Raw genomic sequence first — 24,867 nt, forward strand, 5'->3', positions numbered from 1 at the left:
TGCCACTCAGTCAACCAGAAGCGAGGAATTCTCGTGCACCGCGGAGCCTGGTGCGGAGGCGTCGCTGGGTCGCCCTGCAGTCCAAGCGCACATCGAGCGGAACCGGCACGTCGGTACCCGCACGACAGCCCGCTGGGAGTGTATCGAAGTCGACGCCGTCCCGCCGTGCTATGAGAAGCCCCAGATCATACCGGCTTACGGCGTCCACACCTGCTACATGATGCATTCCGCACAGATCCGACGCCGCGAGTTCGAGGAGAGCCGCCGCAAGGTCGACCACGTGCACCGGGCACCGCACATCGTCGGTGTACAGCACTCCCTCACGCCGACCAGTGGCCAAGGCGTGCACAAAGGACTCGTGGGTCGATCCGCCGTCACCGATGATGAGCGACGTACGCGCGATGACACTCTCCGGGCTTATTACCTGGATCGCTGTTTCGGCCGCCGCCTTCGCCGCACCATACGGCGTGATCGGATCCGGGACACACGTCTCATCGTAATGAACAGCGGCACCGGAGAAGACGGCGTCGCTGGAGACATGAACGAGACGCCCGCCGGTCGCCGCGGCGGCGAGCGCTACGTGGACGGCACCATTGGCTGTCGTCGCCCAGTTCGTCTGACGGTAAGCAGCATTGATCAGAACGTCCGGGCGGAGCACGTCGACCAGGGCCGCAACGTCATCTCGGCGACGAACATCGAGCGGCTTCCATTCAACGCCGTCGACCTCTCCCGGTCCAGTCAGGTGAGTCGCGATCACGTCGTTGCCCGTCGCCAGAGCCTGGCGTGCGAGTTCACAGCCGAGGAAGCCGCTGCCGCCAATGATGAGGATCTTCACGGTGGGTCACGATAGCTACCTTGAGCCCGTGATGGGTTGGTTACGCCTAGCCCTCGAAGCTCTGACGACGCGCGCAGCACACCGCCACGAGCGCACCAGCCTGGAAATGTGGCGTCATGCCGAGCATTTCTTCGGCTGCAGCACCAGCCGATGCAGCACGCTCGGATCTCCTTGGTGCTCAGTTGAATCACCGCGTACGGAGCTCGGTCGTGCTGCGAGCTTCACAGCCAGCGTTCGGCTTCCTGGCTCCAACCAAGCCCGATCATGCCCCAAGCGATCAAGGGCGGGAGCCAGGCTTGCTCGGCCCCGGTAAGGGGACGGCGATCGGTGTAGCTGTCGATCAGAAGTCGCTGCGCCTCGAGCGAGATCGGCTGCCAATTGGAATACCAGGTGCCGAGCAGGCAGACGGTGTTAGCCAGGTCTACCACCGCCGGGTCGATGCGGGCCTCCTCAAAGTCGAGCACGCCACTGATTCCCGTGCCCTGCCAGAGCAGGTTGGCGCCGCGAAAGTCGGTGTGCACCGGCTGTCGCCCAGGCGATTCGGGCAGTTCTACGATCCGCCTGTCAAGGCGATCAAGCAGCTCTCGCGGCACGGTCTCGGCCCGCCTCTCCGGCAGGGCCCACAGCTTGCCCCGCTCGCCGGCCACCGGTCCGATACTCTCGAGCGACGACGCATCCGGCCAGGCCGCGAGCTCTTCGTGCAGCGCAGCCAGGGCGCGGCCGGCAGCCCGGACCTGGTCATGGTCGGTCGCGTCCAGGAGACTCCCGGGCACTATCGGCTGAACCCCGGCGGATCTGTCGTCGCGAAGGAGTTGTCGCTCACCGCTGACGGACACAAGCGGCCGGGCAACCGGCTGGCCGCGATCGGCGAGCCAGCCGACCATGGCAGCGCGCGTCGCGAGCCATTCGTGCGCCTCCGCGAGCCGACACACCTTGACCATCAACCGTTCGTCGGTGGTGGTCACCCAGACCATCAGGTTCTGCGCGCTGATCACCACTCGGTCGACGGTACGGACCTCAGTTCCATAGTCGCCGTCGAGCAGGTTGGCCACCCAGCCGACGGCCGCGCCCGCGCTGTCGAAGCCGAACCGCCGGCGCAGCTCCGTGTCCGGATCCGCACTTTCCCAGAGCATCTCCGGAGCCGGAGCGATGAGCATCGGTTGCCTCTCAGCCTTGACGGTACGACTCTGAGCAGCGCCTTAGTGTAGTCGAGCCGTCGATCCAGCCTCCTGACAACAGGCTTCTGGTCACGCCAACAGGGATGACTGTGATTCACGACGCGCAGATCGAATCCATCACCGATAGCGCGGTCCTGATCTGAAGGCGGTTCGCCACACCGGGGCGTTCAGCAGGCGGAGCGCCCATTCATATTCTGGGCCACGCAGGCTCGTCAGTTCTCGACGGCTGGAAGGGCCACGGTGGGCGAGGTCGCGGAGGAACGTCAGTGGCGTACGAAGGATCGCGAAGGGAAGGGCTGCGCGCTCTGCCGGGCTCAGCGGCGTGGTGAGCGCGGCGTCATACCGATCGACCAGATCGCGGAGCACCCGGATACGGGCGGGCGAGATGTCGGCGCGACCCAGGTGCTCATTGATGAAGAACAGAGTGAGGGCCAAGTCGTCGACCCGTGGGCGTTCACCGAGGAAGTCCAGGTCAAGGAGCAAGGAGACCTGATCGCCGGCGAGGTAGACGTTGGTAGCCCAGAAGTCGCCGTGCACCAGTTGGCGCGGAAGAGCGGGTTCGCTGGACTCTTGTGCGAGACTCTCGGCCAACAGCTCGGCAGCATCGAGGTAAGCCCTCTCCTCCGCGGAGAGGACCCAGCTACGGATCTCGCTGATCGTGGCGGCGAACTCGGCATCGGGTTCGACATGGTTCGCCATCGGGGGATTCGCCGCTGCCGGTGATGTCGGCGCGGCGCGAAGGTCCTCGTGCAGACGGGCGAGCCACGGGATGCCGGCGCGGATCGCGGACCAGGTGGTCATGCTCGCGCCGCGTGGCTCCACGTACCGCTCGACCTCCACGAGTCGACCATGCAATGACACCCACGTTCCGCCTGATGGCGTGCGGACCGTCTGGGGAATCGGCCAGCCCCGGCCACGGAGGTACTCACGCACCGCCTGCACGGCGGCCAGCCGCTCCGCATCGACCCACTCTGGTGAGACGCGGACGACCAAGGCGCCCTCGGCGGTGGAGACACGTAGATTCAAGTTGAAATTTCCGCCGAGGTCACGGGCGGACGCGACCTCGGTCAGGGAGTATTCGTGACGGACGAGATCCAGCCACTCCGCAGTCGCCGCCGCTCTTGGCCCGTTCACCGCCTCATGTTCACGTCCGGGCTAGAGCTGAGGCAAGTCGATTCACGGACCAGCAGCCGGACAGCCACGACCCACCACGGTGTGACCGGCTGGCCCTGACAGCCGCTGATTCCCGGCGCGCAGGCCGGAGAAGACCGACGCAGAGTGGGCCGGTGCGTGGCGTGCTGCCCTTACAGAAGTCGCGTCAGCAGACCGTAGGTCAAGGCGTCATCGGCGGAGAGCACCCGGCCGGTCCGCAGGTCGTGCTCAACGTCGTCGGCGGACTGCCCCGTCGCCCGCACGATGTGATCCCGTAGCCGTGCCAGTTGGCGCTCGTGCTGCTCCGCATGGACGGTCATCTGGTGGGCGGTGCCCTGCGCCGACGCGTCCGGCACCGAGAGCACGAGGCTAGCGCCCCTGTGGGCGCCGCGCTCCTCACCGGCGCAGAGCGCCGCGATGACGGGGCCGACCAGAGTGCCGTGGACTATCACATGCACCGGCGCGGACACGGTCTCGACAGTTCCGGCCAGCGCGAGCGACGCGTCCAGTTCGCTCTCCGGGCAATTCAGGTGCAGCTCGATCGAGTTCCGGCCGCGCCGGTCGAGCAGCAGCAACTGCGCAATGCCGCGATTGGCCAAATCCTCGTCGAGCGCGCCGCCGAGATGGACGATCCGCATGTCGAGCAGGCGGTCGGAGAGATCACGCTCGGTGGTGTACGGCTCCTCCCACGACGGCACGCGAGGGTCTTGCCGCGCCGGCTGCGGCGCTCCTGGTTGATCAGGCCGCGAGGGCCGATTCGGTGGCACCTCCGGCGGCAACGGCCAGCTGGCCGTCGGGCGACCGCGGATCATGACGGGCCTCCTGGGTCGGCTTCTCTCCTCACGGTACCCCTGCCTACGACGACGGAGCGAGGCTTCTCCGGTACCCGATATCCGGTACCCGGCGCCGGGGCCGCCCAAGCGAGCGCCGCAGCCGGCAGCGGTCATCTGTGGCACGATGCGGACATGACGTTCGATCAGCCGTCCGTCGAACAGGACCTGGTGACGTACTACGACCAGGAGGCCACGACCCGTGCACAACGCGATCTGTCCCCAGAACGGCACGCATGGCGAGCCCAGTACACCGAACTGCTGCACAGCGAGAACCGGACCACGGTTCTGGAGATCGGTTGCGGCCCCGGCCGCGACGGCGCAGCCTTCGCTTCCGCGGGCCTGACCTACCGGGGCGTCGATCTCTCACCGGCGCAAGCAGCACAAGCCCGCGCCCTGGGACTCGACGCACAGGTCGCCTCGGCGCTCGACCTGCCGTTCGCCGCGGCGTCCTTCGATGCCGCCTGGACTATGAGCACGCTGATGCACCTCGTGCCCGGAGACCTGCCCCGTGCCCTGAAGGAGATCATGCGCGTACTGCGGCCGGGTTCGCCATTGGCGGTGGGTGTCTGGGGCGCAGCCGAAGACCGGCAGGCCTCGTGGGACGACGGAACGGGCTTCGGACCGCCGCGGTACTTCAACCTCCGCACCGACCGGACGCTCCGCGCTGAATTGGAGCGGCACGGCACGATCGAGCACTGGGCTACCGCACCGGGACGACGAGGCTTGCATTATCAATGGGCCGTTATCCGCACGCCCGCATAAGCAGATCGCAGCGGCTCTACACCTGCCGTCGCACTCCGGCCTCATAGGTCAACGTCTCGGTTTGCGCATGTTCCGATCCGGACATCGCAGCCGCACCCGCATGGCGTCGTCCGACCGGCAACACGGTGCGGTACTTCATGTCCTCGAAGGCCAGCGCCAAGGCCGCATAGACGGCCAGGGCCGCCAACGCGAGTCCGACCACCCCGGCAGCGGCCTCCCATGCACCCGACCCGGTCAGCTCATATCCGCCGGTGACGGCAAAGCGGATAGCCGTGGTGGTGAGCACCGCAGCGGGAACGGCACGCCCGGCCCACGCCGGCGCCGCCGGGACGAGCATCGCCACTCCCGCGATCACGAACACGGTCCCGAGGCCCGCGTTCGTAGCACCGGGCGGCGACGTCAACGTGATCACGGCAACGGTCGCCCAGGTCCCGGCGAGTAGCGCCATTCCCGTGCCGGCGACGGCGTCACGCGCGAGAAAGCCGAAGACGGACGCGATCAGCTGGACGGGCACGGTGAAGAACAGCGCGGCGACAGCGGCGACCTGGCCGTGCTCCGGGTCCAGCCAGGCAAGCTGCAGCGCGGCGTACATGGTCGTCGCCAGCGCGAGGCCGAGAACCCCGAGCGGCAACGGATTCGCGATCGGACGTAGGACGATACGGGCCGGCAGTGCCGGTTCGTCGGCCATCGTCTCAGCTCGCCATCGCCTGCGGGCTGAGGGTTTTGACCATGTGATTGGCCCATCGCGCCTGCCGCAACGTGTCCGGATGGCACCGCGTCGACAGGGCGAGCAGGTCCTCGTCCTTGAGCGCCTGGGCCGTCTGGCCCACGATCTCCCAATCCAGGGAGAGCCCGACTGCGTCCAGATGAAGCTTGCGCATGTCCCATACCGCCAGCAGGCCGGTTTCCGGGCGACGGCCGGTCAGCTCGCCTGCCTTCGCCCGCAGGATGTGCCATGGCCGCGGTATCCGCCGATCGGCGCCGCCGAGTTCATAGCCCCGCTCGCGGGCGTGTCCCGCCAGCAGCCGGGCATGTTCCTCAGACCAGCCGGCCAGATCCCTGCTCACGTGGTAGATCTCATGGTCCGAGCTGTGCCGGTCGCCGATGGCCCGAAGTCGTCGTGCGAGGTTGTTCTCGGCGCCGTAGACGATGCGCAGCAGGGCGTTGACCTTGTTCACCGCTCTTCCCTCCCGCTCTCGGCGTCATGCGCCCGTCGTTCCGTCCCCGAGCGGGGAGCGCGCCGCACCCGGGCGGCCGACACCTTGAAGATCGGCTGCTTCGAGGCCGGATCCCAGTCCGTCGGCGTCAGCTCGTTCGCGGCTCTGCCCGGCCCGTCCGGCTCATGCCCGCCCGGGGTATCCCAGTAGCCGTAGTGGAACGGCAGGAACATGACGCCGTCGCGGGTGGTACCGATGCGCAGTCGGGCCACGATGCTGCCCCGGGGTGTGCCGATCTCCAGCAACTCACCCTCAGAGAAGCCACAGGAGTCCGCGTCGCCGGCGGACATCTCCACCCACACGTCCGGCTCAGCCGCCTGCAACTCCGGCGTGCGCCCGGTCTTGGTCCGGGTGTGGAAATGGAAGATCGTGCGGCCTGTGGTCAGCAGGAACGGGTACGTCCGATCGGTCGGCTCGTGCGGCGGCTGGTAATGCGCGGCACGGATCAGCGCCCGTCCGGACGGATTGAGCGCACGGTATTCGGTCGGTTCCATGGTGGTGCCGGTCACCAGGTCGTGTCCGTACGTCTCACAGTAGTCCGGGTCGGCGAAGAACCGCCCGTCCTCATACAGGCGCTCAGTCCCGTCGGGGTGCTCGTCGTTGCACGGCCACTGGATTCCGCTGCCGCCGCGTAGTTTCTCGTAGGACAGCCCGGAGTAGTCACACGGCCGGCCGGCGCTGCAGCTCTTCCACGCCTCGAACACCGACTCGGCGTCCGACCAGGGCACCAGTGGTTCGCCGTCCTTGTCCCGCAGATCCAATCGCTGCGCGAAATCGAGCAGGATGTCCAGGTCCGCGCGCGCCTCGCCCGGCGGTTCGACCGCTTTCTCGGACAGGTGCACCGTCCGATCCGTATTGGTGAAGGTCCCCGTCTTCTCTCCCCACGTCGCCGCGGGCAGGACGACGTCGGCGAGTTGCGCCGTCTCGGTGAGGTAGAGGTCCTGGACGACGACGAACAGCCGCTCCTGCTCCAGAATCGAGCGGATACGGCCCAGCTCCGGCAGGGAGACCGCTGGGTTCGTGCCGGTGATCCACAGGAACCGGATAGAGCCCTGCTCCGCGTATCGGAGGATCTGCATGGCATGGGTCGGTTCGGCGTAGTGCGGGATCTGCTTCGGCTCGACATTCCAGATGTCCGCGAGCTCGGCCACGTGCGCGTCGTTAGCCCAGTTCCGGAAGCCGGGAAGGTCGCCGTCGGCGCCCGTCTCCCGGGTGTTCTGCGCGGTCGGCTGCCCGTTCATCTGCAGCACGCCGGCGCCCGGCTTGCCGAGCATCCCACGGATGATGTGGATGTTGTTGACCCCAACGGCTGCCGCTGTCGCCTGGTTCGACTGGTAGAAGCCCTGGAGAACGGTCGACAGCAGGCGCTCGGCGGTGCCGATGATCCGGGCGGCCTGTCGGATCTGTTCGGCCGGAACGTCGCAGATTTCGGCCGCACGCTCCGGCGGGTAGTTCTCGACCGTCGACTTTAGCTCGTCGAAGCCGACGGTGTGCGCGTCCACGTAGTCCCGGTCATACCAGCCGTTCTCGATCAGTTCGTGCAGCAACGCGTTGACCAGCGCCATGTTCGTGCCGGGCAGCGGTGCCACATGCACGGTCGCGTGCTCCGCCACCGGTGTGGAACGCGGGTCGACGCAGACCAGCGCGGGCGGGTTCGGGCCGTTCAAACGATCAAGCATGCGCATCCACAGCACCGGCTGGGTTTCCGCCACGTTATGCCCGAACAGCGCGATGGTGTCCGCATGGTCGATATCCGTGTACGAGCCCGGCTGGCCGTCGCAGGCGAAGGACTCCTTCAATGCGGTGGCCGCGGTTGCGGTACACAACCGCGTGTTGCCGTCCAGGTGCGAGGATCCGATGCCTCCGCGCACGATCAGGCTGAGTGCGTAGTACTCCTCCAGGAACAGCTGACCGGTGGTATAGAAGCCGAGCGCGCTCGGGCCCTGCCCATCCAGGTGATGCCGGGCCTTGTCCACGACGAGCGACATGGCGGTGTCCCAGTCGGCCTCACTGAGCCGCCCGTATTGCCGCACCAACGGCCTGGTCAGGCGGTCCGGCGAGGCGTTCGCCTGCCAGGCGTAGGCGTCTTTCGGATCGAGCCGACCGCGGTTGACCCGGTCTCCGGCTCGCCCGCGAACCCCGGCGATGCGGCCGTTCCGGACCGCGATGTCCATGGCGTCCCCGTTCGAGTGCAGCAACGAGGCGGTCTGCACCCATCGGTCAACCTCGTCGTCGCTCAGCCCGTCCTCGAGCACGGCATCGACACGCTCCGGCCAGGTCTCACCACGTGCGTACGGCGTCCTGGCACCCCATGGATCGGCGATATGTTCCGGCGTCGATGGTCTCGGCACGGCTCCTCCACACGGCGACAAGCAAACGCATGAGCGACGATTCAGACGCTTACCCGCGGAGCGGACAATCATGTGCCACTGTGTGTGCGGCGCAGCACGGTGAACCCGAGCACCGCCAGGACCCCCGCGATGACGGTGCTGACCGTCGCGGCCACGGCGAACCCGTCGGAGAACGCGTCCATGGCGGCGAGCGCCAACGCGTGTCCCCGTTCGCCGGCGAGCCGATCCGCCACCCTCAGCGCACCGCTCAAGGACTCCTCGGCCGGCGCCGCCATGCCGTCCGGCAGGCCAGCGACGATCTCAGCGGGCAGCCGACGGGCGTAGATCGATGTGACCACCGTGCCCAAGGTGGCGATGCCGAGAGCGACGCCCAGCTCACCGCTGGTCTCCGAGATCGACGAGGCGGATCCTGCCCGTCCGGCCGGCACCGAGCCCACCACGAGATCAGTGCCGAGCACGATGATCGGCGCGATGCCGATCTGGGCGACGACGAGGCCGGCCACCACCGCGGTCAGCGTCGTTGCGGTGCCCACGGTGGCCATGATCCCGAAACCCAACGCGGCCAGGCCGGCGCCGGCACCGACAACGGAGCCGGCCGGAAAGCGGCGGGCGAGCATCGGCGCGGCCATGGACCCCAGCACGACGCCCAGCGCCCCCGGCACGGTCCACAGCCCCGCCTCGAACGGTGACAACCCTCGCACAAGCTGGAGGTGCTGCGGGTACACGTACTCGATCCCGTTGATGGCCAAGGTACCGAAGAGCAGCAACACCAGCGCCGCGCTGAACGCACGATTCCGGAAGACCTGAAGGTCGATGAACGGCTCGGTGAGCCGGCGTTGGCGACGGACGAACAGCGCGCCGGACACCAGGCCGCACAGTGTCGTCGCGGTGGTTCCCAGCGTCCATCCGTCGACAGGTGCCTCCTTGAGGACGTGGACCAGCGACAGGATGGTGGCCAGGGAGAGGACGGCGCTGAGGACGTCCGGCAGACCCGTGCCGGAGCGTTCGGATTCGGGCAGCAGCCGGGGCGCCGCCGCGACGACGGCCAGCATGACCACGGCTCCGGGAAGGAAGACGGAGCCCCACCAGAAGTGCTCCAGCATCACTCCCCCGATCAGCGGTCCGACGGTGATGCCCACGGACATCGTGGTCACCCATGCGCCGATGGCGACGGAGCGCTGCCGGGCAGACCCGAACAGGGTGCTGATCAGCCCCAGCGTGGACGGCATCAGAGTGGCGCCGAAGACGCCCAGGCACGCCCGAGCGGTGATGAGCATCGGGACGCTCGTCGCGAACGCCGCGATCAGGGATGCGCCGGCGAATCCCACCGCCCCGTACAGGAGCATCCGACGGCGGCCGATGCGGTCTCCGACCGTCCCCATGGTCACCAGGAATCCGGCGATCAGGAATCCGTAGATGTCGGTGATCCAGAGCAACTGTGGCGCGGTCGGCGTCAGCTGCTCCACCAGGTGTGGGGTCGCGAGGAAGAGCACGCTGATATCCATCGCGAGCACCAGGGTCGGCAGCAGCAGGACGACGAGGCCCATCCAGGGCCGGCGGGAGGCGAGGTCCGAAGGCGCGGAGATCGACATGCCGGCCACGCTAGACTCTCACATCAATGTGAGAGTCAAGTCGTCGAAGGGGTTCGGATGCGCATCGGTGAGCTGTCCCGCCGCACCGGCGTCAGCGTGCGGTTGCTGCGCTACTACGAGGAACAGAACCTGCTCAGCCCGCACCGACAGCCCAGCGGTTACCGCGAGTACACCGGATCCGACGTCGACGTCGTCCGGCGCATCCGGACGCTGCTCGCGGCCGGTCTCACCACGTCGACCATCGCCGAGGTCCTGCCGTGCCTGGACGACGACGGGACGACCGTGACGCCCACCTGCGCCGACACGCTCGACGAGTTCATCCGCGAGCGGAACCGGATCGATGAGTGCATCGACGAACTCCAGGCCGCGCGGGGCATGCTCGACGCCATCATCGCCGCCACGCCCACGCACGCCCGAGAGGATGCGAGCATGTCCCCCTAGGACATCCGGGAACCCGGGAGACCTAGGACACCAGCTGGCTGTCCGGATGCCGGAGACGTTCCACGTCGCCCCGCAGCGCGTCCAGAACGTCCGGCACGGCGTCCGCGGAGTCGCGCGGCGATGGGAGCAGCTCTGCCAGGCTGCCGCCCGGATCGTCGACGTTCATCGTGGAGGCAGCCAGCTGTGCCACCTTCTCCGCCACACCGGCGACGCGAGTCGCATCGTCCAGGTCGGCGAGTTCGCGGGAGAGCGTCCGGAGCCGGTCACGGTACGACGCGAGCGTATCGACACGGTCCTCCAGCCGACGCACCACCACATCCAGGGAAAGCATGGACGTGTCGTGGACGGTCGCCGCCCGCCTGCCCGTCTCGGAGCGCGCGTCCGGTTTACCGCCGATCTCCATGCGCAGCTCCGCCACCCGGTAGCAACCCAGGGCGATGTGGCGGACTTCGTCGTCGAGGTCGATGCGGAGCTCGTTCTCGTCCAGATGCGGCGAGCGCCACCCGGGCGTCGCGCGGATGTGCGCCACCACGGACATCAGCTGAGTCAGGACCTCGCCCTCCCGGCCGCCGCCCTTCTTGATCTTCGCCGTGTCCACCGTGATCAGCGCGTCCGAGACCGCCTTGACGTGTGCCTTCTCGATAGGCGCCGGGCCTGTCATCTCGCCGGCGGCGACCTCGGTGTTGGCGAACCAGCACCCGCCGACCAGCAGGCAGACCGCCAGATGACGGCGCACCTCGCTACTCGGCCAGTAGTCGAAGTGGCTCAGCTGCCGTTCCACCATGTCGAGATCGATCGCCTCGGCCGTCGCGGACGGCACCGCCGCACGGTCAAGCACGTACACCGACCGGCCGTACACACTGGACATCCAATGTGCCTCGGCGCGCAGGGCCTTGATCACGCTGATCGTGTCCGCCGTGCTCCGGCCGCTGACCAGGGCAGCCATCTGCTCGTCGACGAGGTCGTCGTCGTAGAGGCTCAGGCTCGAGCCGAAGACGTCGGTCCGGCCGTAGCCGGTGGTGATCGTCAGGCGGCTGCGGAACTTGCGCGACAGCCGCCACGTCCGGATCTCGTCGGCGAGCGCCTGCCGACGCACCCAGGTCAAGGGCTCGACGACCGACTCCAAGGCGATCACCCGGGCGTTGGTGATCACCAGGCAGTCCGCCTCCGGCTTCCTCCCGTTGAGGCGGACCATCAACTCGATCCGCTCACCTGGCGCAAGCTTCAACCCGCTCTGCACCCGGCTCTTGAGCTTGTCGTGGACATCACGGCCCACCCGCATGTCCGTCCTCCATATCAACCACTGCTTCGACGAAGATCACCCATGATGTTCTGAAAGCTACTCTCACAGGCATTCTTGCATCGCACAACCGAAATCGAAGATCACGCCCCATGCCATGTGACGGCCTCGCGAACCGCTATCCCCCACGCGAGGGAGCGGGTTCACCGACGCAGGTGAGGCCTCGGCTCAGCTCCTGGACGGATGCTCGGTGCAACAGCACTGAGTGACCGAGGAGCGAGCGTGCACACAACAGCACAGACCGGTACCGGCACCGTCCGTGGCCCCGCGTCGCCGACGCGCCACCGCGGACGGACCGAACGTCCGGTACCCCACTGGGCGAACGTCATCGCGCACATCATCCCGCTGTTGACGCTTCCGTCCGGTCTATGGCGGGTGCCGTTCGCGTTCGGGCACTCCATGGGCACGACCGATGATGACGGACGTCCGATCCAGGTCGAGGGCTGGGAATCCGTCTACATCCTCGGCCTCAGCGTCTTCGCCGAGGTCGTGGCCTTGACCGCCTTCGGCCTGGTGAGAGCCTGGGGTGAGGTCTTTCCACGGTGGATCCCCGTGATCGGCGGGCGCCGCGTGCCGCCCATGGCGGCGGTCATTCCGGCCACTCTCGGATCGCTGGCGCTGATCGCCATCTGGACCTACGGATTCCGTGACGTGTTCTTCAACTTCCAAGGACTGCCGCTACCGTTCAGCAGTGACGGGTGGGCGGCGTTGATGATCGCGTGCTACGCGCCCCTGAACCTCTGGGGGCCGCTGCTGCTCGTCCTCACCTGGGCGTACTACCGTCGTCGGGTGCCCGCCAGGCGGCTGAGGCACGCCCCGAGCAAGCAAGGACACGGGTGACGGACGACGCAGGTTGCGGCGAGGCTCCGTGGAGCTTCGCCGTACGAGATCTCGCGGGGCGGGTCATGGGACCCGCTGGCGCGTCGGTCGTGCTGCGCACGCGTGATCGCTCCGCCGGGCGCCGCTATGAGTACCGCGCCGCCGGCGGCACACTGACCATCGCCGCGACCGACGCCGTCGCAGCCTGCGTCGGTCTCCATCACTATCTACGCGAACAGTGCGGGCTGGCGGTGCACTGGGACACCACGCTCCCGTTGCCGGTCCGTTCACTCCCGGACACGCCGGTGCGCAGCGGTCGACCGGCCGTCGCCGACGGCTACTACCTCAACTTCTGCACGTTCAGCTACACGATGCCGTACTGGGACTGGGCCGACTGGGAGCGCGAGATCGACTGGATGGCCCTGCACGGCATCACGATGCCGCTCGCCGTCACCGGACACGAAGCCGCCGTGCACGCCGTCTACTCCCGGTTAGGGCTCGACGATCGAGAGATCCGACGCTTCCTGGGCGGACCCGGCTACCTGCCGTTCGGCTTCATGGGCTGTGTCGACGGATTCGCGGGGCCGCTGCCGGCCAGCTGGCTGAGCAGCCACCGGGAGCTGGGCCGGCGAATTCTGCAGAGACAGCGAGCGCTCGGCATGACCCCGGTTCTGCCCGCTTTCACCGGGCACGTGCCACGACAGCTCGCGCCGGAACGCGTGCGGTCGCGGCTGTGGCAGGGATTCGAGACCTACGTCATCGACCCGCTCGATCCGCTGTACCGGCGGATCGTCGCGGAGTTCGTCCACGCACAGTCCGAGATATTCGGGACCGACCACCTGTATGCGGCGGATCCGTTCATCGAGATGGCGCCGGTCGACACCGATCCCGGCTACCCGGCGGCCGTCGCGGCGGCCACCATCGACGGTCTGCGTGCTGCGGACCCACAGGCCACGTGGGTGCTGCAGGCATGGCCGTTCTCATATCAGCGCGAGTTCTGGACCGCCGATCGGGTCGCCGCCTTTCTCGACGCCGCACCCGACGACGGCATGATGATCGCCGATCTCTGGGCGGAGCACGATCCGCAGTGGAAGCGTCTCGGCCGGTTCGCCGGCAAGCGGTGGCTGTGGTGTGCGCTGCTCAACTTCGGCGGCCGCACCGACCCGATCGCGGATCTGCATGCCGTACCACCTGCCGTGGACGAAGCATTGTCCGGCGAGAACCCGCCGGCCGGCATCGGCCTGGCGATGGAAGGTACCCGGAACAATCCGGTCTTCTTCGCGTTGATTGCCGATCACTTGTGGGGCCGGGTCGGCGACCTGGACGAATGGCTGCGCGGATTCGTCGCACAGAGGTACGGCTGCGTGCCCGGCATCGAGCTGTTGCGTGCCTGGCGGAACCTCGTCCAGACCGTGTACAACGCTGCTGACGTGCGCATCTTTCCCGAGCAATTCAATGGTGTGCTGACCGCGAAACCGTCGTACGCACGGATTCCGCACCACCTCGCCGAACTCCGAGCCGAGGTCGAGGGGGCGCTGTGGTATCCGCCGGCCACGCTGACCGATGCGTGGCGCCGGATGATCGCCAGTGCCGAGCAGGACGGCTCGCTCGTCCACGGCCCGTTCGGACGGGACCTGATCGACGTCGCGGTCGCGGCCATGTCGAGGGCGGCGGACATTCTCTACCTGGACGCCGTGGAACGGTCGGTCCGGCATCGCCACGCGGACCGTCCGTCGGTCGAACGTTTCTTACGGCTCTTCGACGATCTCGACCGTCTGCTTTCCACACGTGCGGAGTTCACCTTCCAGCACTGGGAGTCGCAGGCTCTGGCATGGTCGACCTGCGCGGACGATCACGCGGTCCTGGCCGACAACGCGCGACGCATGCTGACCGTGTGGGGTTCCGCAGAGAGCCCGCTGCTCGACGACTACGCCGGACGTATCTGGGGGGGCATGGTCGGCGGCTACTACAAGTCGCGGTGGAGACTGTGGGCGGACGGTCTGGACGCGGCGATCTCCCGTCCCGGTAGCCAGGACGAGCGCCTGACGGCAGCGTTGCGCACACACAGTGAGCTGTTCATCCGCGACGGATGCGACCCGTCACCGGAACCGGTAGGCGATCTGCTCGCCGAGTCTCGCCGGCTGTTCCAGACCTACGGCGACCTCGTCGGCACAGGGTTCAGCCGAACGAACGGCCGACAGGAGCGCGTTCAGGGCCGCGTTTCTCCATAAGCAACGCTGGCAAAACGTCACATGGATCGACCAAAACCCGGCCAAATGTCGCGAAAGTCACATATTTTCGGCACGCGCCTACCGCCGCGTGCGCCGGTTCATTAACACACCGACAAGCCAAGATCGAATCCGCATTTGCGTTTCCGCGTATTTCCACCCCTATCCTAAGCGATCAGCATCTACACGGATTCGCCCGGCCGGATGGCCCACGGGGCGGTTGAGGACGTTGCCTCGGAGGCTCGGCGGACGCTGAGCGTCCGTAGGGTGTGCCGTTTCATCGGCACGCTGTGTTTCGTCGGCGTGATGGTCGTCGCCGGCTTGACGGTCTTCCCGTCGGCCCTGCCCGACGCGGTCGACGCAACCCGGCAACAGCCGGTCGCGCTGCTCTTGGTCGCCGGGTGCTGGGCTGCCGCCACCGTCGCGTCCGTCGCCGGCAAACGGCTGATCGCCGTCGGCCATCTGGGCTGGCTGGACACGACCACATGTCACGTCAGCGGCACCGTCGCGAACCGCGTCGTACCCGCCGGCGTCGGCTCTGCCGGCGTCTTCATCGCCGCTCTTCGCCGCGGAGGCGCATCGACGTGCCTCGCATCCAGCATCGTCGCGCTGTGGGCCGCCGCCGGAGGCGTTATCCATGCGTCCGGCCTCGCGTTCGGTCTGGGCTGGCTGCGTTACGGGACGGCCGGCCTGGTCGTCGTTGCCGCGGTCGCCGCCTCGCTCGCCTTGCTGACTCCCACGATGCTGAGGCGAGCACGTTCGACGGCGGTTCTCGAGCGGCTCCGTCGGCGACGCCGCCGCTCGGCACAGCGGCGTCCGCGCACCGCGGTACAACGTGCAGTTCGCCGCCGCGCGCTTGACGTGGCGGACACGGCCCGGCAACTCGCATCCAGTGTCCGCGCGCGCCCGGCGATAGCCATCGGAGCACTGCTCGCCCAGCTCGCGTCGATGCTGTGCCTGGCCATCGGCTTCGCAACGGCGGTGACCGCCTTCGCCGTCCCGGTAACCGTGGGCACCGCCATGGCCATCTACATGGCCGGCACAGCCGTGTCGGCCACGACACCGACGCCCGCGGGGATCGGCTCATCCGAGGCTGCGCTGGTGGCCGGGCTCGTCGTCGCCGGAGTCTCCTTCAGCGAGGCGTTCCCGGTCGTCCTGCTGTTCCGCGCCGTGATCCTGCTCGCGCCCATCGTCGCCGCCGCGGCCTTCGCCGGCGGGTGGGCGGCCGGCAACATCCGAGGCTGGCTAGGCAACATCCGCCCATCAGGTCAGCCGCGCTGAATCACCGGCTCGCCGGTGGCGTAAGCCGCCGTGCGTCGGCGTCGTCTGCGCGCAAAATGGCTCGTCGGCGGCCGCCACCGCATGCCAGGGTGGCGCGGTGACCACAGCACCCACCACAGAGGTTCTTGCTGCGTTCGGCGCCCCCACGGCCACGCCACGTCTCCTTGACGGCGGCCAGGGACACACCTGGCGTGCCGGTGACATCGTCGTCAAACCGACCGGCGACCCGCGCGAGACCGAATGGCGCGCCGACGTCCTGGCGTCACTCGCCGACTCCGCTGAGTTCCGCGTCGCCAGACCCGTCGGGACAGCCGACGGCGGCTGGATCGTCGACGGGTGGGAAGCCTGGCATGTCGTCGAAGGGCGCGAGGATCACCGCCGGCCCGACGACGTGCTGCGCGCCGGCGCCGCATTCCACGCGGCTCTGTCGGACATTCCACGGCCGGCCTTCCTGGACACCCGCGATGATCCGTGGACGCGCGGCGACCGCATGGCTTTCGATGAGTTTCCGCTGACGGGCAGCGACACGGTCATGCCGTTGCTGGAGGAACTGGTCGCACATCGCCGCTCCGTCGACCTGCGCTCCCAACCCGTCCACGGTGACCTTCTCGGCAACGTCCTGTTCGCCCCGGGATTGCCCCCGGCGATCATCGACTGGGTCGTGTACTACCGGCCGACCACATGGGCGGCTGCCGTCGCCGTCTGCGACGCACTGACCTGGCATGCAGCGCCGGCGGATCTCGTGCGGCGCTGGTCGCACCTCGCTGGGTGGAAGCAGATGTTGATCCGTGCACTGATCTACCGGATCGCAACAGACGACGCACTGGCAGGGGTCGACGGGCCTGACCCGGCCGCCCTCGTGCCCTACGGTCCGGTGATCACTGCGGTGACGGCACTGGCCGGCTAGGAGATGTCCACTGGACGGCCACGTCGGCCGTACGCGGACCAGCTCCCGGTGGTGTCCGGACCGGACGGCTCGTCATCGGCGATGTCAGGCTCCGAACGCTCCTGCTCCCTGACCTTCTTTCGCAGGTACTCCAGCTCCCGACGGCGCTCCTGAACCTGGCGGATGCCGAAGAGGAGCATGGCGACACCGGCCAGAGCGACGAATCCCGCTCCGGCGCCGGCGAGGAACACGCCCCACGCGGGGATGTCGAAGGCGGTGTCGAAGACGTCCATCGTCACCGTTTCTCCGCCTTCCAGGACAACGACGGCGACCAGCGCGATCGCGGCCGCAAGCAGAATTATGGCGAGCACTATCATGATCAAGTCCTCCATCCGGCCCGTTCGTCCGGCGCGTGGCCCGGGGGCACACTGGCGACGATGCCGATGCTCGTCTTTGGCTATTGAGTTCGTGCAACATCATTTCCACCCTCTTGCTCAGGCAAACGCCGAGAATGCCGGCGGGCGCCGACGCGGCCTGCCCCAGCCCGGCCTTCCGCTCAAGCGTCCACACTGGTCAGGTCACAGGTGGCACGGCCAGAAGATGCAAAGCGCCCTGGTCTGACCAGTTGTCGGCGCGGCACGACGGAGGATCGGTCCTGCGTGGACGACGCTGCACCGGGCCGACCGTACGGGCCACAATGGGTGGGATGGACAGTGAGATCTTCGACGTGCATACCGGAACCGACATGGTCACGGATGTCACATCCGTGGTGGCCCAGTTCTGCCGTGGCCGAGGCGACGGCCTGTGCCACGTATTCGTGCCCCACGCGACCGCAGGACTCGCGTTGATCGAGACGGGCGCGCGGAGCGAGCCGGACCTGGCCGACGCCGTCGACCGGCTGCTCCCCAAGGAGGACATCTACCGGCATCGGCACGGGAGTCCCGGACATGGGCGCGACCACGTGCTCCCGGCTTTCATCTCGTCGTCGCTGACGATTCCGGTGCTCTCCGGCACGCCGGCCCTCGGCACCTGGCAAAGCGTGGTGATCGTGGACTCGAATGCCGACAACAAAGACCGGAATCTACGCCTCTCGTTCCTCGCCGGCTGACGCCCCGGAGCGACCCGGCCGGCGCTGCGACGTGGCCCGCCCTACGGCCGGGGGCGCGGCGTCGTCGCACGAATGCCATGGTTTAGGCTGCTTGATGATCTTCATTGCGCTGGCCGGGAGAGCACCATGCAGCACGTGAATCTGCCCGACGTAGAACTCGAGTTCCACTCCGCGGGTCAGGGCCCGCCTGTCTTACTGATCCACGGAGGCAACACCGCACGCGGCTTCGAGCCATTGGCACGGCAGCCGGAGCTCGTCGACCGTTACCAGGTGGTCTGGTATTGCCGGCGTGGATATGCAGGTAGCTCGCCGGTCACCGGGTCGACCAGCATCGCGGAGCAGGCCGTGGATGCGCTGCAGCTGATCGATCACCTCGAGCTGGACGGAATTCACCTCATCGGCCACTCCCTGGGCGGGCAGATCGCCCTCGAGCTGGCGGCGACAGCACCCGACCGGATCCGCTCGCTCACGCTGATGGAACCGCTCCTGCAAGACGTGCCGAGTGCACCGGCCTTCCTCGGTGGCATCGCCCCCGCGATGGAGGCCTACCAGGAAGGCCGCGTGGCCGACGCCGCACGGATCATGTTCGAGACGGTAGCCGGGCCGGAGTGGCCCCGCGTGGTGGCGTCGGTGCCGAGCGCCTACGACGATGCGGTCCGCGACTCGCCGACGTTCTTCGGCGCCGAGAGCGCCGCGTTGGCCCAGTGGTCGTTCGATGCTGAACGGGCGTCGAACATCACCGCCCCGGTACTCTCCGTCGTCGGCTCGGCGAGTGGACCGTTTTTCGCCGAAGGCCGGGAACTCCTGCATTCGTGGTTCCCTGGCTGCACGGACGCGGACGTCGACGCGACCCATTTCCTTCCGCTTGAAAAGCCGGGCGCGGTCGCCGACGTGCTGGCCGGTTTCCTGGCGACGGTCGATGCCTCACAGCCCAGCGGTGGGCGCGCCTGACATCGGCAGGTAGATCGCTGCCCACCGCTGCCGGACGACGGCCGACTCTCGGTCACGCCACCGGCGTGCGCCGTCGTCCACTGTCGCCGGCGGTCAGACGGGGTGACGTCCGAGGAACGCGAGGAGCTTGGTCTGCCGGTCCGCATCCTCCGGGACCGCCACCGGCGGGCCGCACACTCCCGACAGGCGGAGGTTTTCCCCCATGGACTGGGCGAATACGAACATGTCTTCGACGTCAGCCGTGGGAATGGTCTCGTCGCCGCCCGTCGCACGCGCGATGTCCCAGCCGTGGATGACCAGGTCGAAACAGAGGAATTGCCCGGCCGTCTGCTCGATTGTCGTGCGCCCCAGGTAGCCCTCGTACTCCCGCCCGGCACGAGCCGGGTCGTCGAGGAGGTCCTGCATGGCGTCACGGACATGCCGCCACGCCGCCACCGGATCATCGTCGACGGAGGGGCCCTCGGGGAGGCTGAGGTCCGCGTAACCGGCCATCATGGCGTGAACATCCAGCACATGGCGGAGAACGTCCCGAGCGGTCCACCCTTCGCACGGCGACGGTGCGTTCCAGGCCTCGGCAGGAACGGCCTCCACCTTCTCGGTCAGCTGGGCGGCAAGGCGGCGGTATCGATCGGCGACATCAGACATACCGCATAGCCTGGCCGTCGCTCCCCGTCCCGTCTTGTACGGACCCGACATCGGCGCCGTCCGCCGGTGGCGGCGCCACCGCCGACTCGCCGTGCCAGTCGGGCGCCTCGCTGAGCAGCAGCTCCGCCGGCGTCAGACCCGCGATCCGGCGGCATTCGTGGGACAGGTGGGCCTGGTCGGTATACCCGGCCGCGTGCGCCAGGCCCGCGAGACCGGCCTGTCTCCACCTCGGGCTGCGGGCCGCCGCCATGAATCGCTGCAGACGCAGGATGCGCCGCAACGTCGTGATCGGATACCCGAAAGCCGCCCGGCACCGCCGCTGCAGCTGTCGTTCGGTCAGCCCGGCCGCATCAGCCAGATCGCGCACTGTGTGTGATCGCTGGGCCAGTTCGTGGACCACGTGGGCCGCTACGGGGTCGGGTTCGGCTCCCCCATCCATCCACCGCCGGACCGCATCCTCGAGGATCTTGAGCCTGACGAACGCGTCTCCTGCCTCGCCCATGCGCTGCCCGAGCCGGCGAGCCGGCCCGGAACCCAGCACATCGTCCAGGCCGACTCGCTGATTGACGACGGCCGACGCCGGCGTGCGCAGGACACCCGCGGCCATGCCCGGGCGGAACCGCACACCGGCCGCTTCCGTTCCGGGCGGCAACACGAACGACCACGCCGCCGTCTCCGGTCCGCACACCACGATGCGGCCGTCCGCGAGCCACAACATGTCGACGCAACCGTCGGGCACCAGATGATGTCGACCTTCGACGTGCGCCGTCCAACTGCATACCAGTGTGTGGCCGAGATCCGGTGATGTGGCCACCGGCCGGTACCAACCCATACGGGGAATCCTACGTGACCAGCACAGATGTACGGGGCGCGAGCACGGTCCACACCACCGGCACGCGCCCGGGCCATCACGGCAGTGACGCGCGTTCCGTCGGAGGCTGCGCGGCTTCCTCATCGAGCATGCGGCGCAGCTTCTCGCCCTCGACGTCGACGTCCGGCAACACGCGGTCGAGCCAGCGCGGAATCCACCAGGCCCGCTCGCCGAGCAGACGGAGCACCGCAGGGACGATGGTCATCCGGACGACGAACGCGTCGATGAAGACCGCGAAGGCCAGGGCGAAACCGACCTGCTTGATGAAATCCTCGCCAAGGATGAACGCACCGAACACGCTGATCATGATGATCGCGGCGGCCGCCACGACCCTGGCGCCGTGCTGGAATCCGGTCACGATCGACGGTGTGGCGGCCATGCCATGTACGTGCTCCTCGTGCATGCGCGTGACCAGGAACACCTGGTAGTCCATGGCCAACCCGAACACGAGCCCGATCAGGATGATCGGAAGCATGCTCATGATCGGCCCGGTCTGCTGCAGGCCGATCACATCCGCCAGCCACCCCCACTGGAACACGGCCACGGTGGCACCGAAGGTGGCGGCCATCGTGACCAGGAAGCCGAGTGCCGCCTTCAACGGAACCAGGATCGACCGGAAGACGAGGATCAGGATCAGGAACGACAGCCCCACCACGACGGCGAGGTAGGGTGCCAGCGCATCGGCCATCTTCTCGTTGAAATCGATGATCACGGCTGTGGGGCCGGTCACCAGCACACTGGCCCCGGCCTGCGACTCGAACTCCGACGACATGTCGCGGATGTCGTGGACCAGGTCTTCGGTATCGGCGGAGCTGGGCCCGGTCGCCGGAATGACGATCACCATGCCCGTGTCGCCCGCCTCGTTCAGACCGGTGCCGTCCGGCGTGGCCGGGGCGGCCGCGACGACGTTGTCCAGCTCACCGACGGCGGCCAGGACCTCCGCGACGGCGCCCTCGGGATCGGGGCTGTCCGCCGCATCCACGACGACGGTCAGCGGCCCGTTGAACCCGGGGCCGAAACCCTCGGCGAGAAGGTCATAGGCTCGCCGCTGCGTCATCTCCTCGCTGTAGCTGCCTTCGTCGGGGAGACCGAGCTCCAGGCGCGTCGTCGGGACGGCCAGCAAGCCCACCGCGGCGAGGACGACCACCAGGACGCGGATCGGATGGTTGGTGACCATCCGCACCCATCGCAGCCCCAGGGTCTCCTCCTCGGCCTCCGGGTCGCGCATCTTCAGGCCGGGTATGCGCCCGCCGAGGATCCGGTGCTTAGCGAAACCGAAGAGTGCGGGCAGCATCGTCAGCGCGATGATGACGGCCATGGCGACGGCGAACGCCGCGGCGAGGCCCATCTGGGTCAGCATCGGAATGCCGACCACCCAGAGACCGATCAAGGCGATCATGACCGTCATCCCCGCGAACACCACGGCGTTCCCCGCCGTGCCCACCGCGCGTCCGGTCGCCTCCTCACCGTCGTGCCCGATGGACAGTTCGTGCCGATAGCGTGAGGCGATGAACAGCGAGTAGTCGATGGCCAGCGCGATGCCGAGCATCATCGCCAGGATGGTGGAGTCCTGGGACAGGTCGAAGAACCGGGTGGAGATGGTGATCACCGACAGCGTCACGCCGACACCGATGATCGCGTTCAGCAGCGGCATGCCAGCGGCGGTGAACGAGCCGAAGGTGATGACCAGGACGACGGCCGCTACCGCCAGACCGATCAGCTCACTGCCGCCCCCGGCTTCTTCCTCGAACGCCACATCCCCGCCGATCTCCACGGTCAGACCGGCATCGCGTCCGCTCTCGGCGGCTTCGAACAGGGCCTCTTGCGACTCGTCGCTGATGATGGAGTCGGAGTAGGTGACCTCGGCGTAGGCGATGGTGCCGTCCTCGGATACGGTGCCGGCCTCGAACGGGTCCGCCACGCTCACCAGGCCTGGGGTTTCGGCCACCTCCGCGACGACGGCCTCGACCGCCGACCGGTTGCCGGGATCGGTGAGAGCCTCGCCATCGGGCGCGGCGAAGACGACGCGGCCGGTGGCTCCGCCGGCGGCCATCCCAGGGTTACGTTCCTCGAGCAGGTCCATGGTCTGCTGAGACTCGGTCCCCGGAATCTCGAACGACTCGACGTTGTCCTCGGCGAGGGTCGCCGAACCGATGCCGGTGAGAACGAGTAGCAACAGCCAGGCAGGCGCGACGAACCAGCGCCGTCGGTAGGCGAGCCGGCCTAGCCGGTAGAGGAATGCGGCCACATCAGACTCCAGACGAACGGTCGGTCATGGCGCAAAGGTGCGCCCAGCATCAAGGTAAAGAAGAACGCGCGTTCGCGCCCGTGGATTACCCGAATCGGCATCGAGAACGGCTGCAGCATCGGCGAGAATAGCCGTGTGCCCACCCGATACCGCCTCCGGCAGATCGTCAACTGGGTGAACCTGTCGACTCTGCTGGGTCTGCTGATCGGTGTGGTCGGCCGTAGCCGTTTCTCCCACGGCGACGACGGGCTGATCCTGGGCCGCGGTTACCGCTTCCCGTTGCCACCGGCTCCGGCCTTCACCGTCGGAAACGTCGTGCTGCTCCGGATCGATGACGCGAGACTCGCCCGCCGCCCGCGTCTGCTGGCGCACGAGGCCCGGCACGCCACCCAGTACGCGTGGTGCCTGGGGCCGGTCATGCTCGTCCTCTACCTGCTCGCCGCGGCCTGGTCCTGGCTGCTCACCGGCCATATCGCCGCCCGGAACCCGTTCGAGCGGCACGCCGGCCTGGCCGACGGTGGTTACCGGGAACGCCCACTGCGTCCCTCCCTCCGCCGCTCGTGATCGTCAACGGCTAGACCGGTCATGGTCCGGCCGGCGGTTGATGATCACGGGTGAAGGACGACCTTGCCGGTGGTGGCGCGGGTCTCCAGCGCGGCATGCGCGGCGGCCGCATCCTTGAGCGGGAACGCCTGTACCGCCGGGATCAGCCGACCCTCAGCCGCTTCGGCGAGCGACGCCGCCTCCAGGGCCGGCATGTCGCGCCGCCGGAACATCGCCGGTCCGAGGGCCCACGAAGCGGTCAGCGACCGTCCGGTCAGGTCCTCCGTGGTGACGCGGGTGGGTTGCCCGGCGCCGGCGGCCCACCCGTACATGATCAGTCGCCCACCGGGGCCGAGCAGCTCCATCGCCTGCCGCCCGAGTTCGCCGCCGAGTCCCTCCAGCACGACGGTCACCTCGCGGCCCTCGAGCTCCTCCCGTACCCGTTCCGTCCACCCGGGCTGGTTGTAGTCGACGGCGATGGTGGCGCCGGCCTGCCGCACCAGCCGCACCTTATCCGGTCCGCCCGCGGCGCCGACGACGGTCGCGGAGAGGTTCCGCCCGGTCTGCACGAGCAGGTTGCCGATCCCGCCGGCCGCCGCCATCACGAGGACCACGTCGTCCGGCGAGAGCTGCGCCACATCCAGGATCCCCATCGTGGTCCGGCCGGTGCCGATCATCGCCACCGCCACGTCGAAGCCGAGTCCGTCGGGCAGGGCATGGATGGCACTCACGTCGCGGACCGCCAGCTCCGCGTAGCCACCGCTGGCCGGTCCGAGATGCGCCACGACCCGGGCACCGAGCCAGTCGGCGTCCACCCCGTCGCCGAGGTCGTCGATGACGCCCGCCACCTCCCGGCCAGGCGTCATCGGCAGCTCCGGCAACGGAAACGAGCCTCCGACCTGCCCGCTCCGCAGCGCTGTGTCGATGAAATGCACTCCGGCGGAACGGACCGCGATCCGTACCTGACCCGGCCCCGGCGACGGATCCTCGACCTCTTCGTATCGCAGGTTCTCGGCCGGCCCGAACTCGTACTGGCGGATCGCATGCATCGCTGTCTCCAGGTCTCTCGTCCCGATATCGAGATCAGCATGCAACCTCAACCAAAGTCGAGGTCAACCCGGCTGGTCGGCGCCGGTCCTCTGCACGGCACGTATGGTCACCTCCATGACGGTGATCGACTGCTACAGCTGCAATCGTGAGGCCGAGCTCGACCAGCTGCCGCCGCGCGAGCTGATCTCGTACGACGAGCAGTGGCGCGTCGTCCACGCGACCGGTAGCGCCCTGCTAGGTTGGCTCATCCTGACACCACGACGGCACGTCATGGAAATGGCCGAGCTGAGCGACGCCGAATCGGCCGACCTTGGCATCTGGCAGGCGCGGCTGGCCCGGGCTCTGACGGAAGAGCTCAGGGTGTCCAAGGTGTACGTCGCGGAGTTCGGCGAAGCGCCCGGCTTTCACCTGCACTTCCACGTCGTACCACGTCCGCGCGACCTGGCCGTGGAGAGACGTGGCCCCGGCATCTTCGGCTTGCTCGGACGGCAGGACGATGACCAGGTCAGCGCGGATGATCGCGATCAGCTTGCCCTGAGACTGCGAACTCGGCTCTCGACCTGAGCACCGCCCGCG

24 protein-coding genes are annotated in these 24,867 nt (G+C 68.1%); 10 read left to right on the forward strand and 14 right to left on the reverse strand.

All coding sequences use genetic code 11. The features are described 5' to 3' along the window. Window positions 1-10 precede the first annotated feature (10 nt). From G1H10_RS15195 to G1H10_RS15210, 4 genes are all read right to left on the reverse strand, one after another. Window positions 11-835: a sugar nucleotide-binding protein gene (locus tag G1H10_RS15195; RefSeq protein ID WP_163739258.1), complete on the reverse strand. Its 825-nt coding sequence runs from the start codon at window positions 833-835 to the stop codon at window positions 11-13. A gap of 221 nt (window positions 836-1,056) precedes the next feature. Further along, complete coding sequence (locus G1H10_RS15200) at window positions 1,057-1,887, reverse strand: phosphotransferase enzyme family protein (RefSeq protein ID WP_163739260.1); 831 nt, start codon at window positions 1,885-1,887, stop codon at window positions 1,057-1,059. A gap of 243 nt (window positions 1,888-2,130) precedes the next feature. After that, the gene (locus G1H10_RS15205) at window positions 2,131-3,147 is read right to left on the reverse strand and encodes a phosphotransferase (RefSeq protein ID WP_163739263.1); all 1,017 of its coding nucleotides are present in this window, start codon (window positions 3,145-3,147) and stop codon (window positions 2,131-2,133) included. Window positions 3,148-3,317: 170 nt separating this feature from the next. Next, entirely contained in the window at window positions 3,318-3,977 is a 660-nt protein-coding gene (locus G1H10_RS15210; RefSeq protein ID WP_163739265.1) for an ATP-dependent Clp protease proteolytic subunit, read from the reverse strand. Between the two features lie 153 nt (window positions 3,978-4,130). On the opposite strand from G1H10_RS15210, the gene G1H10_RS15215 reads away from it, so the two are divergent. Beyond that, window positions 4,131-4,760: a class I SAM-dependent methyltransferase gene (locus tag G1H10_RS15215; protein WP_163739267.1), complete on the forward strand. Its 630-nt coding sequence runs from the start codon at window positions 4,131-4,133 to the stop codon at window positions 4,758-4,760. 16 nt (window positions 4,761-4,776) lie between these two features. Here the strand turns inward: G1H10_RS15215 and G1H10_RS15220 are convergent, their stop codons facing one another. From G1H10_RS15220 to G1H10_RS15235, 4 genes are all read right to left on the reverse strand, one after another. After that, complete coding sequence (locus tag G1H10_RS15220) at window positions 4,777-5,448, reverse strand: GPR1/FUN34/YaaH family transporter (RefSeq protein WP_163739269.1); 672 nt, start codon at window positions 5,446-5,448, stop codon at window positions 4,777-4,779. Between the two features lie 4 nt (window positions 5,449-5,452). Next, the gene (locus G1H10_RS15225; protein ID WP_163739270.1) at window positions 5,453-5,938 is read right to left on the reverse strand and encodes a hypothetical protein; all 486 of its coding nucleotides are present in this window, start codon (window positions 5,936-5,938) and stop codon (window positions 5,453-5,455) included. Then, on the reverse strand, window positions 5,935-8,328 hold the full coding sequence (locus G1H10_RS15230) for a molybdopterin oxidoreductase family protein (RefSeq protein WP_216853290.1): 2,394 nt from the start codon (window positions 8,326-8,328) through the stop codon (window positions 5,935-5,937). The genes G1H10_RS15225 and G1H10_RS15230 overlap by 4 nt, the downstream gene beginning before the upstream one ends. 68 nt (window positions 8,329-8,396) lie before the next feature. Beyond that, entirely contained in the window at window positions 8,397-9,920 is a 1,524-nt protein-coding gene (locus G1H10_RS15235; RefSeq protein ID WP_163739275.1) for an MFS transporter, read from the reverse strand. A gap of 57 nt (window positions 9,921-9,977) precedes the next feature. Between G1H10_RS15235 and G1H10_RS15240 the strand changes: the two genes are divergently transcribed. Further along, window positions 9,978-10,361 (forward strand): MerR family transcriptional regulator, encoded by a 384-nt coding sequence (locus G1H10_RS15240; RefSeq protein WP_163739277.1) that lies wholly within the window; start codon window positions 9,978-9,980, stop codon window positions 10,359-10,361. Between the two features lie 22 nt (window positions 10,362-10,383). On the opposite strand, the gene G1H10_RS15245 is transcribed toward G1H10_RS15240, so the two are convergent. Continuing rightward, on the reverse strand, window positions 10,384-11,643 hold the full coding sequence (locus G1H10_RS15245; protein ID WP_163739278.1) for a hypothetical protein: 1,260 nt from the start codon (window positions 11,641-11,643) through the stop codon (window positions 10,384-10,386). A gap of 240 nt (window positions 11,644-11,883) precedes the next feature. On the opposite strand from G1H10_RS15245, the gene G1H10_RS15250 reads away from it, so the two are divergent. From G1H10_RS15250 to G1H10_RS15265, 4 genes are all read left to right on the forward strand, one after another. Then, entirely contained in the window at window positions 11,884-12,501 is a 618-nt protein-coding gene (locus G1H10_RS15250) for a hypothetical protein (protein ID WP_216853291.1), read from the forward strand. Then, complete coding sequence (locus tag G1H10_RS15255) at window positions 12,498-14,711, forward strand: alpha-N-acetylglucosaminidase (protein WP_216853292.1); 2,214 nt, start codon at window positions 12,498-12,500, stop codon at window positions 14,709-14,711. Before G1H10_RS15250 ends, G1H10_RS15255 begins: the two co-directional genes overlap by 4 nt. A 264-nt stretch (window positions 14,712-14,975) precedes the next feature. Then, entirely contained in the window at window positions 14,976-15,989 is a 1,014-nt protein-coding gene (locus G1H10_RS15260; RefSeq protein ID WP_163739280.1) for a lysylphosphatidylglycerol synthase transmembrane domain-containing protein, read from the forward strand. A gap of 97 nt (window positions 15,990-16,086) precedes the next feature. Then, entirely contained in the window at window positions 16,087-16,896 is an 810-nt protein-coding gene (locus G1H10_RS15265; RefSeq protein ID WP_163739282.1) for a TIGR02569 family protein, read from the forward strand. Here G1H10_RS15265 and G1H10_RS15270 read toward each other — a convergent pair. Then, window positions 16,893-17,252 carry a LapA family protein gene (locus G1H10_RS15270; protein WP_163739284.1) on the reverse strand — a complete coding sequence of 120 codons (360 nt, stop codon included), beginning with the start codon at window positions 17,250-17,252 and terminating at the stop codon, window positions 16,893-16,895. The two genes, G1H10_RS15265 and G1H10_RS15270, sit on opposite strands and share 4 nt — an antisense overlap. 329 nt (window positions 17,253-17,581) lie before the next feature. Here G1H10_RS15270 and G1H10_RS15275 point away from each other — a divergent pair, with 329 nt between their 5' ends. Both G1H10_RS15275 and G1H10_RS15280 read left to right on the forward strand, forming a co-directional pair. Further along, window positions 17,582-17,983, forward strand: a complete 402-nt coding sequence (locus G1H10_RS15275; RefSeq protein ID WP_163739285.1) for a YjbQ family protein — start codon at window positions 17,582-17,584, stop codon at window positions 17,981-17,983. Window positions 17,984-18,109: 126 nt separating this feature from the next. Then, window positions 18,110-18,934, forward strand: a complete 825-nt coding sequence (locus tag G1H10_RS15280) for an alpha/beta fold hydrolase (protein ID WP_163739287.1) — start codon at window positions 18,110-18,112, stop codon at window positions 18,932-18,934. 93 nt (window positions 18,935-19,027) lie between these two features. Here the strand turns inward: G1H10_RS15280 and G1H10_RS15285 are convergent, their stop codons facing one another. The 3 genes from G1H10_RS15285 to G1H10_RS15295 all read right to left on the reverse strand — a co-directional run bounded on the left by G1H10_RS15285 (window position 19,028) and on the right by G1H10_RS15295 (window position 22,698). Then, window positions 19,028-19,579 carry a TIGR03086 family metal-binding protein gene (locus tag G1H10_RS15285; RefSeq protein ID WP_163739289.1) on the reverse strand — a complete coding sequence of 184 codons (552 nt, stop codon included), beginning with the start codon at window positions 19,577-19,579 and terminating at the stop codon, window positions 19,028-19,030. Beyond that, complete coding sequence (locus G1H10_RS15290; protein ID WP_163739291.1) at window positions 19,572-20,411, reverse strand: helix-turn-helix domain-containing protein; 840 nt, start codon at window positions 20,409-20,411, stop codon at window positions 19,572-19,574. Before G1H10_RS15290 ends, G1H10_RS15285 begins: the two co-directional genes overlap by 8 nt. A gap of 76 nt (window positions 20,412-20,487) precedes the next feature. Next, window positions 20,488-22,698 carry an MMPL family transporter gene (locus tag G1H10_RS15295; protein ID WP_163739293.1) on the reverse strand — a complete coding sequence of 737 codons (2,211 nt, stop codon included), beginning with the start codon at window positions 22,696-22,698 and terminating at the stop codon, window positions 20,488-20,490. Window positions 22,699-22,833: 135 nt separating this feature from the next. On the opposite strand from G1H10_RS15295, the gene G1H10_RS15300 reads away from it, so the two are divergent. After that, a complete protein-coding gene (locus G1H10_RS15300; protein WP_163739295.1) occupies window positions 22,834-23,262 on the forward strand; it encodes a hypothetical protein in 429 nt (142 codons plus the stop codon). A gap of 44 nt (window positions 23,263-23,306) precedes the next feature. Here G1H10_RS15300 and G1H10_RS15305 read toward each other — a convergent pair whose 3' ends face one another. Continuing rightward, window positions 23,307-24,290 carry a zinc-binding dehydrogenase gene (locus G1H10_RS15305; RefSeq protein ID WP_163739297.1) on the reverse strand — a complete coding sequence of 328 codons (984 nt, stop codon included), beginning with the start codon at window positions 24,288-24,290 and terminating at the stop codon, window positions 23,307-23,309. Between the two features lie 115 nt (window positions 24,291-24,405). Here G1H10_RS15305 and G1H10_RS15310 point away from each other — a divergent pair, with 115 nt between their 5' ends. Beyond that, the gene (locus G1H10_RS15310) at window positions 24,406-24,855 is read left to right on the forward strand and encodes an HIT family protein (RefSeq protein ID WP_163739299.1); all 450 of its coding nucleotides are present in this window, start codon (window positions 24,406-24,408) and stop codon (window positions 24,853-24,855) included. Window positions 24,856-24,867 lie beyond the last annotated feature (12 nt).

It is taken from the genome of Phytoactinopolyspora halotolerans (genome assembly GCF_010550675.1).
GTDB lineage: Bacteria > Actinomycetota > Actinomycetes > Jiangellales > Jiangellaceae > Phytoactinopolyspora > Phytoactinopolyspora halotolerans.

Coding starts and splice junctions, on each gene's coding strand:
- G1H10_RS15210 (WP_163739265.1), bottom strand. CDS start 3,977: ATGATCCGCGGTCGCCCGACGGCCAGCTGGCCGTTGCCGCCGGAGGTG.
- G1H10_RS15215 (WP_163739267.1), top strand. CDS start 4,131: ATGACGTTCGATCAGCCGTCCGTCGAACAGGACCTGGTGACGTACTAC.
- G1H10_RS15220 (WP_163739269.1), bottom strand. CDS start 5,448: ATGGCCGACGAACCGGCACTGCCGGCCCGTATCGTCCTACGTCCGATC.
- G1H10_RS15235 (WP_163739275.1), bottom strand. CDS start 9,920: ATGTCGATCTCCGCGCCTTCGGACCTCGCCTCCCGCCGGCCCTGGATG.
- G1H10_RS15240 (WP_163739277.1), top strand. CDS start 9,978: ATGCGCATCGGTGAGCTGTCCCGCCGCACCGGCGTCAGCGTGCGGTTG.
- G1H10_RS15245 (WP_163739278.1), bottom strand. CDS start 11,643: ATGCGGGTGGGCCGTGATGTCCACGACAAGCTCAAGAGCCGGGTGCAG.
- G1H10_RS15270 (WP_163739284.1), bottom strand. CDS start 17,252: ATGATAGTGCTCGCCATAATTCTGCTTGCGGCCGCGATCGCGCTGGTC.
- G1H10_RS15275 (WP_163739285.1), top strand. CDS start 17,582: ATGGACAGTGAGATCTTCGACGTGCATACCGGAACCGACATGGTCACG.
- G1H10_RS15280 (WP_163739287.1), top strand. CDS start 18,110: ATGCAGCACGTGAATCTGCCCGACGTAGAACTCGAGTTCCACTCCGCG.
- G1H10_RS15285 (WP_163739289.1), bottom strand. CDS start 19,579: ATGTCTGATGTCGCCGATCGATACCGCCGCCTTGCCGCCCAGCTGACC.
- G1H10_RS15290 (WP_163739291.1), bottom strand. CDS start 20,411: ATGGGTTGGTACCGGCCGGTGGCCACATCACCGGATCTCGGCCACACA.
- G1H10_RS15305 (WP_163739297.1), bottom strand. CDS start 24,290: ATGCATGCGATCCGCCAGTACGAGTTCGGGCCGGCCGAGAACCTGCGA.
- G1H10_RS15310 (WP_163739299.1), top strand. CDS start 24,406: ATGACGGTGATCGACTGCTACAGCTGCAATCGTGAGGCCGAGCTCGAC.